The 12,867-nt window shown below is 37.9% G+C and carries 14 protein-coding genes and 1 tRNA gene; 3 read left to right on the plus strand and 12 right to left on the minus strand.

The annotated features are described in order from the left end of the window. Window positions 1-9: 9 nt before the first annotated feature. The 3 genes from P1K33_RS03695 to P1K33_RS03705 all read right to left on the minus strand — a co-directional run bounded on the left by P1K33_RS03695 (window position 10) and on the right by P1K33_RS03705 (window position 2,434). Window positions 10-759, minus strand: a complete 750-nt coding sequence (locus P1K33_RS03695) for a hypothetical protein (protein WP_284651518.1) — start codon at window positions 757-759, stop codon at window positions 10-12. After that, window positions 746-1,306, minus strand: a complete 561-nt coding sequence (locus tag P1K33_RS03700; protein WP_284651519.1) for an RNA polymerase sigma factor — start codon at window positions 1,304-1,306, stop codon at window positions 746-748. Before P1K33_RS03700 ends, P1K33_RS03695 begins: the two co-directional genes overlap by 14 nt. 147 nt (window positions 1,307-1,453) lie before the next feature. Next, window positions 1,454-2,434, minus strand: a complete 981-nt coding sequence (locus P1K33_RS03705; protein WP_284651520.1) for a polyprenyl synthetase family protein — start codon at window positions 2,432-2,434, stop codon at window positions 1,454-1,456. Between the two features lie 131 nt (window positions 2,435-2,565). Here P1K33_RS03705 and P1K33_RS03710 point away from each other — a divergent pair, with 131 nt between their 5' ends. Beyond that, window positions 2,566-3,390 (plus strand): hypothetical protein, encoded by an 825-nt coding sequence (locus tag P1K33_RS03710; protein WP_284651521.1) that lies wholly within the window; start codon window positions 2,566-2,568, stop codon window positions 3,388-3,390. A 53-nt stretch (window positions 3,391-3,443) separates the two neighbouring features. Here P1K33_RS03710 and rlmN read toward each other — a convergent pair whose 3' ends face one another. Continuing rightward, complete coding sequence (gene rlmN, locus P1K33_RS03715; protein ID WP_284651522.1) at window positions 3,444-4,484, minus strand: dual-specificity RNA methyltransferase RlmN; 1,041 nt, start codon at window positions 4,482-4,484, stop codon at window positions 3,444-3,446. 60 nt (window positions 4,485-4,544) lie between these two features. Here rlmN and P1K33_RS03720 point away from each other — a divergent pair, with 60 nt between their 5' ends. Beyond that, window positions 4,545-5,186 carry an O-methyltransferase gene (locus tag P1K33_RS03720; protein WP_284651523.1) on the plus strand — a complete coding sequence of 214 codons (642 nt, stop codon included), beginning with the start codon at window positions 4,545-4,547 and terminating at the stop codon, window positions 5,184-5,186. Window positions 5,187-5,417: 231 nt separating this feature from the next. On the opposite strand, the gene P1K33_RS03725 is transcribed toward P1K33_RS03720, so the two are convergent. From P1K33_RS03725 to P1K33_RS03750, 6 genes are read right to left on the minus strand one after another with little or no spacing between them, the layout of a single operon-like run. Beyond that, complete coding sequence (locus tag P1K33_RS03725) at window positions 5,418-5,975, minus strand: phosphatase PAP2 family protein (RefSeq protein ID WP_284651524.1); 558 nt, start codon at window positions 5,973-5,975, stop codon at window positions 5,418-5,420. Beyond that, a complete protein-coding gene (locus P1K33_RS03730) occupies window positions 5,975-6,298 on the minus strand; it encodes a Sec-independent protein translocase subunit TatA/TatB (protein WP_284651525.1) in 324 nt (107 codons plus the stop codon). Before P1K33_RS03730 ends, P1K33_RS03725 begins: the two co-directional genes overlap by 1 nt. A gap of 45 nt (window positions 6,299-6,343) precedes the next feature. Then, complete coding sequence (locus P1K33_RS03735) at window positions 6,344-8,593, minus strand: M1 family metallopeptidase (protein WP_372508193.1); 2,250 nt, start codon at window positions 8,591-8,593, stop codon at window positions 6,344-6,346. Between the two features lie 59 nt (window positions 8,594-8,652). Then, entirely contained in the window at window positions 8,653-9,153 is a 501-nt protein-coding gene (locus P1K33_RS03740; RefSeq protein ID WP_284651526.1) for a DUF6702 family protein, read from the minus strand. Window positions 9,154-9,166: 13 nt separating this feature from the next. Then, window positions 9,167-9,931 (minus strand): BamP family beta-assembly machinery protein, encoded by a 765-nt coding sequence (locus tag P1K33_RS03745; RefSeq protein WP_284651527.1) that lies wholly within the window; start codon window positions 9,929-9,931, stop codon window positions 9,167-9,169. Between the two features lie 29 nt (window positions 9,932-9,960). Further along, window positions 9,961-10,728, minus strand: a complete 768-nt coding sequence (locus P1K33_RS03750) for a hypothetical protein (RefSeq protein ID WP_284651529.1) — start codon at window positions 10,726-10,728, stop codon at window positions 9,961-9,963. Window positions 10,729-10,849: 121 nt separating this feature from the next. On the opposite strand from P1K33_RS03750, the gene pepE reads away from it, so the two are divergent. Further along, window positions 10,850-11,566, plus strand: a complete 717-nt coding sequence (gene pepE / locus P1K33_RS03755; protein ID WP_284651530.1) for a dipeptidase PepE — start codon at window positions 10,850-10,852, stop codon at window positions 11,564-11,566. Window positions 11,567-11,720: 154 nt separating this feature from the next. On the opposite strand, the gene P1K33_RS03760 is transcribed toward pepE, so the two are convergent. Continuing rightward, window positions 11,721-11,793, minus strand: a tRNA-Gly gene (locus P1K33_RS03760). 205 nt (window positions 11,794-11,998) lie between these two features. Continuing rightward, complete coding sequence (locus P1K33_RS03765) at window positions 11,999-12,706, minus strand: murein L,D-transpeptidase catalytic domain family protein (RefSeq protein WP_284651531.1); 708 nt, start codon at window positions 12,704-12,706, stop codon at window positions 11,999-12,001. Window positions 12,707-12,867 lie beyond the last annotated feature (161 nt).

Here is a 12,867-nt window from a genome sequence, read left to right on the forward strand (position 1 = left end):
GATTGATGATTATTCGTTGTTCCGGTTGGCCAAAGCCACTTTAACTTCTTTGTAATTTTTATTGATTTTTTGGAGCATTTTTTCTCTGAAGCTATATTCCACTTCTCCGTCGACTTGAGAAAGTAAACTTTTAGCATCCACTTTTAAACTTGATTTCTGATTGGCAGAGGCTGCAGCTGATTTGTCCAGATCGGCCAACAAACTGTCATCTGTTTTTGAAATTGTGCTTTTATTGACTGTAGTTGGCTTCTGCTCCATTACTTGTGGCAAACTTTTTATCGCCACATCTGATGAACCCTGGAACTCAATTTCTTTGTCTCTGATGTTGTTTTGATTTTGATTGGCATTTACTTTTTGATTATTGATTGAAACTCTTGGATGATTTGTAATTGGTTGTCGGTTGTCGGTTGTCGGTTGAACATCCGAAGTCGCGACAGCTTCATTTTGTTTTTGGCTTTCCACTATTGGCGCTTGAAGACTTTCTTTATTGTTTTGAACAGTATCGATTTTAGTTTCTGTTCCAACAACGGTATTCGGAGCATTAATGACTGTATTTTTTTGATTGAACAAAAACAAACCAAGTGTTACGAAGACCAAAATACTGGCAGCTATAAACAAAAAGCCAAAAGGTTTTCTTGTTTTTTTTTCTTCAGCTACCGAAAGCATCGCATCCAATCTGTCCCAAGCCTGAGATGAAGGTTGAATTTCTCTTGCATTCAACTTGTCTCTGAATTGTTTTTCTATTTTATTCGGTTCCATTTTCATAATTTTTTAATTTGGTAATATTCTCCTGCAGCATTTTTCGAGCGTGTGATAATTGTGATTTTGAAGTTCCTTCGCTGATGCCCAGCATCGTTGCAATTTCCTGATGTTTGAATCCTTCAATCGCATACAGATTGAAAATCATCTTATATCCTTCGGGCAAACTGTCAATCAAAAACTGAATGTCTTCTACTGAAAACTGGCTTTCAATATTATTGTGTCTTTCTTCAAAATAATTTTCGTCTTCAATGAACTTCACTTTCTTTTGAACTCTGATAAACGAAATACACTCGTTCACCATAATTCTTCTGATCCAACCTTCAAAACTGCCTTTGTACTCAAAGTTTTTCAGATTGGTAAACACTTTCATAAAAGCGGTAATCATTATGTCTTCCGCCTGTTGTACATCTTTGATATACTGCCGGCAAACACTCAACATTCTCGGAGCGAATTTGGAATAAATCTGATGCTGTGCGTGGCGATTGCTTTCGACAGCCAGTTCGATTAATTCTTTTTCATCTTTATGTAAATTGATTACTTTCAAAATGTTTGGTTAGTGTTCTATTAGCATAGACGAGAATAGATAAAAAATGGTTGCATGATGATTTTAAAAATTTTCAATTTGAAGATTTGAAAATGAAAAACATCAACAAAATCAATGCTTTACAGCAAAAATTATTTTTAAAAAAAATTATTTTTTTCTTTCAATCACATAATTCACCATCAGCGAAAGTGCGTCCCGGTATTCAGATTGGGGGAAATTTTGAAGGATTTGGAGCGCTTCCTGCTGGAATTCTACCATTTTTTGTTCGGCATAGTGCAAACCGTTTTTGTCTTTTACGAATTGGATGACTTCGGCAACCCGTTTTCTGTCCTTGTTATGATTCTTGATCGAATTAATGCACCAGCTCTTTTCTTGATCGGTACAATTGTTCAAGGCGTATATCAGCGGCAATGTCATTTTTTGCTCCTTAATGTCAATTCCGGTTGGTTTCCCAATGGCATCATCGGTATAATCAAACAAGTCATCTTTGATTTGGAAAGCCATCCCGATGAGTTCACCAAATTTACGCATCGATTCTACCTGAGTTTCATCTTCAGAAACTGATTTGGCGCCAAGTGCACAACACGAAGCAATTAAGGTCGCTGTTTTTTTGCGGATAATTTCATAGTAAACATCTTCGATTATATCCAAACGGCGGGCTTTTTCAATTTGCAGCAATTCGCCTTCGCTCATTTCACGTACGGCAACGGAAATAATCCGGAGCAAATCAAAATCGCCATTGTCTATGGAAAGCAATAGTCCTTTGGACAATAAATAATCACCAACCAAAACTGCAATTTTGTTTTTCCACAGCGCATTGATGGAGAAAAATCCACGGCGACGGTTACTGTCATCCACAACGTCATCATGAACCAAGGTTGCCGTATGGATCAATTCGATTACGGATGCGCCGCGATAAGTTCGTTCATTGACTTTGCTGTTTTCTGACAGCATTTTGGCTACCAAAAAAACAAACATCGGACGCATTTGCTTTCCTTTGCGGTTGACGATATAATATGTGATTCGATTTAAAAGCGCGACCTTAGAAGTCATTGATTCGTAGAACTTTTTCTCGAAAAGCTCCATTTCTTCCTGAATCGGTTTTTTTATTTGCGAAGTAATATTCATTAAAATGACTTCCGAGTTCCATCGGGCATTCAAAGATACGATAATGGAATCGTTTGAAAAAAATATTTACCTTTGATTAAACCTTTTATGAATTTTACATTCAAATATTGGAACCAAAAAAATTAACCATTATGAAAATTAAAAATTTAGTATTAGGATTTGCATTATCGATGTTTGTCCTAAGTTGTAGTAAAGATGAAAATGGTTCATCTGACTTAAGTGAAGCCAAAGTAAGTGCCAAAATTGATGTGGCAACTGAAGATGTGGCTAAAATTGTTGAAGAACAATATGAGCTTCAGGCCAATCCCGGAGCAGGAAAAAATGATCTTGAAACACAAGCGCTTCCTCCTTGTGCTACTGTAACTGTTGAATTAACGTCAACTACCTGGACCAGAACAGTAGTTTTTGACAACTGTACTTTACCAAACGGAAACGTTCTAGACGGAACTATTATTGTGAGCGGAAGCTTGAATTTTGATACACCATCACATACTATAAGCTATACTTTTGTTGATTTCCATCACAATAATATCTTAATCGAAGGAAACAGAACCGTAATAAGAACCATGCAAAGCACTGATACTTTGGCGGCTGTTCATCCGGTAGCCACGATGGCCATTGACATGACAGTAACTTTCCCTAACGGAAATTCTTACCACAGAGTTGGTAACCGAGTAAGAGAAATGATTGAAGGTTTCGGAACACCATTACTTTGGATTGACAATGTATTTTCAATCACCGGAAGTTGGACAACCACTTTCCCTAACGGAACACAAACCTCTACCATTTCAACTCCATTGAGAGTAGAAGCAACTTGCCCACATATTGTTAGTGGCGTTGTAAATATCGTTAGAAATGACAACACGATTACTTTAGACTATGGAAATGGTGATTGTGATAACCAGGCGACATTAACCATTAATGGCACTACATCAACGATTACTTTAGGAAACTAAAATTTATTTGACTTAGTTATAAAAGAGAAAGCTCCCGAATTCGGGAGCTTTTTTTATGATTTATTGGCCAATTGACCACAAGCGGCATCAATGTCTTTCCCACGGCTACGGCGTACTTTCGCCACGATATCAAATTTGCCCAAAGCTTTGATGTAATTGTCAATCGCTTCATCTGAAGCCTGTTGGAATTCACCGTCATCAATTGGATTATATTCAATCAAATTGACTTTACACGGCACATATTTACAGAATTTCACCAACGCATCAATCGAGGCTTTATCGTCATTGATTCCTTTCCAAACCACATATTCATAAGTGACTTTGCTTTTGGTTTTTTGATACCAATACTGCAAAGCTTCTTTCAGTTCGGGCAATTGGAAATTTTTGGTAAAAGGCATAATATGGTTTCGGGTTTCTTCAATAGCCGAATGCAATGAAACCGCCAATTTGAATTTAACGGCATCATCTGCCATCTTTTTTATCATTTTGGAAACGCCGGATGTAGAAACCGTAATACGTTTTGGTGACATGCCTAGGCCTTCTTCCGAGGTAATCATATCAATGGCTTTCATCACATTGTTATAATTCATCAACGGTTCGCCCATGCCCATAAAAACAATATTGGAAAGTGGACGGTTGTAATACAAACGGCTTTCCCTGTCTATCGCGACTACTTGATCGTAAATTTCTCCAGGCTCCAGGTTTCGCATTCTTTTCAAACGCGCGGTGGCACAAAAATTACAATCCAAACTACAGCCAACCTGACTCGAAACACAAGCTGTGGTTCTGGTTTCCGTAGGAATCAAAACACTTTCCACTACCAATCCGTCGTGCAAACGAACGGCATTTTTTACCGTTCCGTCTTCGCTGCGCTGCATGGTATCGACCTTGATATGATTGATCACAAAGTGGTTTTCGAGCATGGCGCGGGTTTCTTTAGACACATTGGTCATATCCTCAAAACTATGCGACGCTTTGCTCCACAGCCATTCATACACTTGGTTGCCACGAAATGCCTTGTCGCCATTGGCCACAAAAAAATCGCGCAATTGTGCTTTGGTTAAACTTCGGATGTCTTTTTTCTCGATTTCCATGGCGCAAATTTAGGGTATTTTGGTTAGTTGTTAATTTGTATTTTTGTAAAAAATAATGTTATGCATTTCCTTTCAGACGAATTAGACGACTATGTAACCGCACATTCAGAAAACGAACCTGAATTGTTGGCGCAATTGAACAAAGAAACCTATCAAAAAATTCTGCAGCCCAGAATGTTAAGCGGTCATTTTCAAGGTCGGGTTTTGAGCATGTTGTCCAAGATTATCCATCCGACAAATGTTTTGGAAATTGGGACTTATACCGGTTATGCTACCTTATGTATGGCGGAAGGTTTGGCCAAAAACGGAACAATTGACACCATTGACGTCAACGAAGAATTGGTTGATTTTCAAAGGAAATATTTTGACCAAAGTGAATGGGGAAATCAAATCGTGCAACATTTGGGTAGCGCTTTGGATATTATTCCAACCCTGAACAAAAAATTTGATTTGGTCTTTATTGATGCCGATAAGGAGAATTACATCAACTATTTCCATTTGGTTGTGCCGATGATGAACAAAGGCGGCATAATCCTTTCAGACAATGTTTTGTGGAGCGGGAAAGTTTTGGAAGCAGTAAAACCCAATGACATTACCACCAAAGTCATTTTGGAATACAACGAGTTATTGAAGAATGATCAAAGAGTAGAAACAGTTTTATTGCCTATTAGAGACGGATTGACAGTTTCAAGAGTTATTTAATTTATTTGATATGAAGTTGCATTTCGAAAACTTATCTCTGGGGATTATTATCTTTTATGTTATCGCTGCCGTTTTACTGGGCGGGACATGGAGTTTTTTCGTTAAAATTATTTTGAAAAATATTTTCAAAGGAAAATTAAAACCTAAGTATTTGTTCCTCAAACTGACACTGATTTTGTTCGTGTTTTTTATAATAACCACCTTACTTCAGTCTCCTGCTGAGTTCAACGGTTAATCCTCTTTAAAGATATACTTTTGATACAGTTGGGCTGCAATAAAGCCCATAATCGCTCCAAAGGTATAACCGGTTAAAATATCTGTCGGGAAGTGTAATCCCAGGTACAATCTACTGTAAGCGAATATCAACGGGAATAAAAAGAGTAGATAAGCTTGTTTGTAGTATCTTTTTAGAATCATAAAAGTCAGAACAGTACTCGCCATCGAATTGGTCGCATGGCCTGAGAAAAAGCTAAACGAACTACTGGTTTTTATCAAACGGAGCATTCCTTTTATTTCTTCATCATTGCAAGGGCGCAAACGCTCAAAACCGTACTTGAAAAGATTCACGGTTTGGTCACAAATCAGAATCAAAATCGCGGTAAAAAGCACGTAATAGCCAAATTTTTTCCAGCCGATTTTCTTTTGCAGAAGATAAAAAACGAATAAGAAAATAGGAGACCAATAAGCCTGTTTGGTAATAATCAACCACAACCAATCCCAACGTTCGGAGCCTAAACCGTTTAAAAATACAATAAGTTCCTTGTCGAGGTCGATGATTTTTTCGAGCATTACATTTGGCGTTTTATCGGACCGGTTAAAGAGTCTAGGTCTTCTGCGGCTTTATTGACTTCGGGTAATACTTTTTCGTTGATATTACTCTTTACTTTTTCCACTTCATCGGTAAATGTAGAAGTCAAGCCTTTTACTGATTCATTAATTTCCTGTACTTCGGCACTTTTTTGGATTTCTGATTTAATGTCATTGGTGGCATTTTTCAACTGCGCCATAATTTTACCTAAAGTACGTGCTATTTCCGGTATCTTATCTGAACCGAAAAGCATTAATGCTATGAAAATGATGAAAATTAATTCTCCGCCGCCTATTCCAAACATATCTTGAATTACTTAATTATAAAGTCGCAAAGTTACAAAGTTCTGTTAATCAAATTTTGATTTTTCGTTTGTTTTTGGCCAAGAATTATTAGACGTATCAATATCGGCAGTTTCTATGTGCGGATCAACCACGATTTTTGAAATTGCCTTTTGCGTTGCAAATGTTCTGCTCACTTCTTTATCATTCATTCTCCAAATCTGTGCCGGGAAATAATGATTTTCGGTAGTGCCATCTTCAAAGGCAATCTCAACAATAATTGGCATCACCAATCCGCCCGGTTTATCAAAAGTTACCTGATAAAAGTATTTTGGCTCGTTCAATTTGGCTTTTTCTTCAGGAGTGAAACGCTTGTTCACATATTCATCCAAAGCCTGATAATCGGTTATTTTAAAAGGTTTGTTCAGCTCGGGTTTATAATCCGGACTTCCATCGGCAATCATATAAACCATCGCACCGGGTTTTGAATCACGACGGCGTTGGTTTCTGACAAAATTGCCCGATTCTTTAGAAGATTCGTTACTCACAAAATACTTCTTCACTTCTTTAATGCCTATGTCATTATAATCTGTGGTATAAAACCAACCACGCCAAAACCAATCCAAATCGACAGCCGATGCATCTTCCATAGTCCTGAAAAAGTCTTCCGGTGTCGGATGCTTGAATTTCCAACGATTCGCATAGGTTTTAAAAGCATAATCAAACAATTCGTGACCCATGATTGTCTCACGTAAAATATTCAAAGCGGTAGCCGGTTTCCCGTAAGCATTATTACCAAACTGACGCAGGCTTTCCGAATTGGTCATAATGGGTTCCAAACCGGTTTGGTCGCCACTCATATAAGGAATGATATTTTTCACCGGACCTCGTCGCGAAGGGAAATTTGGGTCGAATGATTTTTCAGCCAAATATTCCATAAAGGAATTCAGCCCTTCATCCATCCAGGTCCACTGACGCTCATCTGAATTGACAATCATCGGGAAGAAATTGTGCCCAACTTCGTGACAAATCACACCCAACATGCCATATTTGGTTTGGTCATTGTATTTTCCGTTTTCATCGGGACGGCCAAAATTCCAACAAATCATCGGATATTCCATTCCCTGATCTCTGGCATTGATAGAAACCGCTTTCGGATAAGGATAATCAAAAGTATAGCTCGAGTAGCTTTTTAGCGTATGCGCCACAATTCGGGTTGAATATTCTCCCCAAAGCGGATTGCCTTCTTTCGGATACAAAGAAATCGCCATAGAAATAGTGCTTCCTGTTTTTACTGCCATAGCATCATAGATGAATTTTCTTGAAGTGGAAATTCCAAAATCACGCACGTTTTCTGCTTTGAATTTCCAGGTTTTTTTCTTTTCTGAAAATCCTTTTTCGGCCGCTTCGGCTTCGGCTTGTGTCACAACTACAATCGGTTTGTCAAATGATTTTTCAGCTTCGTTGTATCTTTTTAACTGTGCCGGTGTAAAAACTTCACTTCGGTTTTGCAAAGTTCCTGTCGCTTCCATGATATGATCGGCCGGAACGGTAATGTTTACTTCATAGTTTCCAAAAGTCAGGGCAAACTCTCCTGAGCCCCAAAACTGCATGTTTTGCCAGCCTTCAACATCATTGTAAACCGCCATTCTTGGATAAAACTGAGCTAAAACGTAAAGATTGTTTCCGTCTTTTTCAAAATGCTCATAACCCGAACGGCCACCGTCTAAAATGTAGTTGTTGATGTTATACCACCATTTGATAGAGAAAACAATTTTTTCTTTGCTTTTCACCAATTTAGGTACTTCGATACGCATCATCGTTTGGTTGATGGTATATTTCATTGGATTGCCCTGAGCATCTTTTACATACTCAATCCTGAATCCGCCATCAAAATCGGCTTCTAAATACCTTCTCGAAAAAGATTGTGCCGAAATCGCAGGATCAGTGGTTTTGTTTTCAATTAATGGTGAATTGGAATTTCTCGCTTTTTCGTTTTGGTCCAATTGAACCCAAAGATAATCCAGCGATTCTTTGGCATTATTGGTATAGGTTATGGTTTCGGTTCCGTATAATTTTTGGTTTTTATCATCCAGTTCCACATCGATTTTGTAATCGGCCTGTTGCTGATAATATTCCGGCCCGGGCGCGCCGGATGCCGTACGATACATATTGGGCGTAGCCAACAAGTCGTACATTTGCTTGAACTTATCCGGATTTCTTTCTTCTGATTTGGTTGCTTTTGGTGTTTCCTGTGCTTGGGTAAAACCCATAACAAACAACACCAAAATTGATAAAACCTTAGTTTTACGATTCATAGCCTATTTTTTGAGGTTATAAATGTAAATAAATTTAAGTTATGGAATAAATTCGGAAATTATTTTAACATTCCTTTAGTGATTGAAGAAGACAGTAAAAGATTCTGTTTCTTACCATTATTATTGAACTGAATAATGTTTTGCTGATCGGAATGCACTTCTGTCAGTATGGAATTCTCAACCTGAAGCGAAGAAACTTTGGCAATTTCCTTGATGCTCAAATAGCAGACAACCACATTGCTTTCAATTTCGTGGCTCAAATAATTATATTCCTTTGGTTTGCCGTTGATGGAAATCCTGAAGTTTTCTGCTAAATATTTTTTTAGCAATACTATGTCTTCCTGCGTTTCCTTTTCGGTACCGATATTGGTGCTTTTTTTATAAGCTTTTGTTACTGCATCGTTCAAATCATCCATAAAAATCCGAGTGGTAATTTCCACTCTTTTTTTCTGGGGCACAAAATCAATTTGGTAAATCGCTACATAAAAACGATGAGCACTCACGGCAGTAAATCCAAACAAAAGCAATAACAAAACCAAAATCCTCAGCAATCTTTTCATAGCTCAAAAAACATTATTTTTTATCCATTTTTTGCATTGCCAAATATTGTGTGGCCAATTCACTCATCCTGAATTTGGCCATGCCTTTATTTTTGGCTTTTATGTAGTTGGTCAGTTTAGCATCTTCAACAATGTAGTATAAAAATCCTTTGACATTTTCTTCGGGAATTTTTAATTTTTTGGTGAAATAATCTGGTTTGAATTGGCTTTCAATTCTGGTCATCAATCTTTCTTTTCGCTCCACTTCCAATTCTTTTTTGAGCATTGCTGTTCTTCCGGTTATGGCATTTATGATTGGATCTACACCAAACGAACCTCCGGCCATGAGTCCGACTGAAGGTGTAAAATCTACTTCTGATGCTGTTTGCAGTCTTCTTTCGGCAGGTGTATATTTTTTTGCCGGTTTGGGTAAGATTCCGAGTGAAACTGCATTGATATTACTGTTGTCTTTGATTTCAACTTCTTCCAGGTTAATGGTTTTTGGGACCAAAGTGGTTACCAAAATCGATTTGGCCAAATCCTCTTGACGAATCACAACTTTTTTGGTTTCAATCTGCAAACTCTGAAACTGCAATGTATCGCCCGCTTTCACAAACATAGTATAACTACCGCTGTTATTGGAAGTAGTACCCGATTCCGACCGAAGATTAAAGATATTGACTTCTCCCAATTCCTTAATAGGGCAAATTATTCTTCCTCTCAGAAAAGTCAACTCAGTAGATTGACAAAACCCGAAACTTTGAAAAAAGGTTAATATGATCAGCAATTTAATCTTCATCTTTTTGACTAAGATTTCAAAAGTAGTAACTATTTATCATCAGCTCTCAAAAGATCAATATATTTTGTGGCCAATTCCGCTAACTTGAATGCTGCCATTGTTTTATTCTTTGCATTGAGTGCTGTGGCAAATGTAGTATCTTCCACTACATAATACCAAAAGCCTTTGACGTATTCCTCCGGAATTTTTAATTTCTTGATAAAATAATCAAAGCCAAACTGGTTTTCAATTCTTCGAAGCAATGTTTCTTTCCGCTCTACTTCCACTTCTTTTTCAAGCATCGCCGTTCGCCCAGACATCCAATTAAACAATGGATCGAGCCCAACAGAACCTCCGGAACTGCCATCTGTATTCCCAGCCAAATCAACACCCGAAGCAGTTCGCAATTTTCTTTCAGCCGGTGTATAACGCTTAATATCCGCCGAAATAATTCCGAGTGAAACGGCATTAATGTTTTTGTATTGTTTGACTACAACCTCATCCAGTCGGTTAATCATTGGCTCCAATTTGACCAAAATCAAATCCTTATCAAAATCACTCTCGGAAATCACCACTTTTCTGCCTTTTATCTGAAAAGCCGAAAACATTAAAGTGTCGCCAACACTGGCATTGATGGTAAAATAACCTTCTTTTTCCGTTGCCGTAGCGGCATCACTTCGTAAGTTTATAATATAAATGCCATCCAAATCAATGAACTCCGAAGTCACTTTGCCTTTTATCTTTTTGGCTGTCCTATTTTGGGCAAAAGCCACATTGACAATCATCAGCAAGAGCGCTATTTTAAAAAATCGATTCATTTTCAGGAATTAAATTAGGTAAAAATATCCTACGGCTGTCCTAAATAAATGCCAACGTCTTGGTAATTTTTTGTTAAATAAAATCAGTAAAAACATTACTTTTGAAAAAGATTTAACCAAAATGAAAAAACTGATTATTGCCAGTACGTCAACGGTACACGGGGGAAATTATTTGGAGTATTTGTTGCCAACCTTAGAAAACCACTTCAAGGATTGTAGTGAGATTCTTTTTGTTCCTTATGCCCGTCCCGGTGGCATTTCACATGACGGATATACTGATGTTGTCCGTTCGGCTTTCGCCAAAATCAATAAAACAGTCAAAGGTTTGCACGAATTTGAAAATCCAGCAGAAGGAATTCAAAAAGCACAAGGCATATTTACCGGCGGCGGCAATACTTTTTTATTGGTGACCCAATTGTACCAAAATAAGGTCATGGAAGTTTTGGCCCAGACGGTTGAAAACGGAACGCCATACTTAGGTTCGAGCGCCGGAAGCAACATCACCGGATTGACGATGCAAACCACCAATGACATGCCGATCATCTATCCGCCGAGTTTTAAGACTTTAGGGTTGATCCCGTTTAATTTGAATCCGCACTATTTAGATCCGGATTTGAACAGCAAGCACATGGGCGAAACCCGCGAAACGAGAATCAAGGAATTCCATGCTTTCAATACGACTCCGGTTTTGGGATTGCGTGAAGGAAGTTGGTTAGAAGTAAACGATTCGAAAATAATTTTAAAAGGAAGTTTAACTGCGCGATTGTTCAGGCAGAATGAAACTCCGACAGAATTGGAAGCGGAAAGTGATTTGTCCTGGATTGGGCCGAGCGTATAAAAACAGTCCTGTGGACTGTTTTAGCGACGGAGCCAGATGGCGCATGGCCCGCTGCGTTAGCGATTGAAACCAGTACCGTGTACTGCGGAAAGCGCGACGGCTCTGCCGGAACGCCCACAAAATAAAAAAGCCTCAACTTTCGTTAAGGCTTTAGAGCGGAAGACGAGGCTCGAACTCGCGACAACCAGCTTGGAAGGCTGGAGCTCTACCAACTGAGCTACTTCCGCATTACTTCACAAAGCACTTATTTAAATAAGGTGTTCAGTGAACTTGTTTGCGAGTGCAAATATATAGAATAACATTCTTTCGATGCAAGTTTTTTTTAAAAAAAATTACTTTAAAATTTTCAGCGTTTATAACCCATAGAGAACCATTTAGTTATAAAATTCGATATAACCGGAATTGGAATTCGTTATGTAATACGGTAAAAAACTAAGAAGCCAACTTAGAAATGATTTGCCTTGCAGCGGCAGGATGATAGATAAACAAACAAGATTTGTCTTTAATCGCATTGATGATTTTCTGGTTCATTTCAACCGGAACAGCCGGACAACCCTGGCTTCTGCCTAATCTTTTGTTTTGCTTGATAAACGATTCAGAAACATAATCCGCTCCATGCATTACCACGGCTCTTTCTCTGGCGTTATCATTCAGTCCTTTTTGCAATCCGTCTAATTTTAATGACATGCCGTGTTTACCATTGTAGATTTCGGCTGTAGCATAAAATCCAACACTGCTTTTAAATGATTCTGCCTGATTTGAAAAATCCTGAGCATATTCTTCACCGGTATTTCTACCATGTGCCACTAAAGTTTGGAATATCACTTTATTATTGTCTAAATCAATTACCCAAAGTCTTTTGGCATTTGATGACAAACTGAAATCAACAATCGTCAGGATATTTTTTTCAACAACGCCTTTATTTTTAAGATAATTAAATCCGTCTAAAGCCAGATTAAAACTTTCAAAACTCGGCAAAGTATAAGAATTTGCGTCCAATTGATTGTAAACGGACACATTGGCTGTAGCCTCCTTTTCAGTGGCTGCAGTTTCTACAGTAATTGGATTTGTTTTATCGGGAACAGTGTTGAATGACATCAACAACACAAAAAACAATAGAGCGAAAGACTTATAATTCATTGACTTCTATAGGTTTAATATTAGACATGGGTAGGGCAAATATATATTATAATTCTCCAAAACCAAATATTTGCCCTTTTATTAAGCAAATTTTAATTTTTCTAAAACCGTTAGAATCAACCGGTTTTCTTTTGCTAAAGATTGCAAATATGAATTAAATA

Origin of the sequence: Flavobacterium terrisoli, assembly GCF_030167905.1 — a bacterium.
In the GTDB taxonomy this organism is placed as follows: Bacteria; Bacteroidota; Bacteroidia; order Flavobacteriales; family Flavobacteriaceae; genus Flavobacterium; species Flavobacterium terrisoli.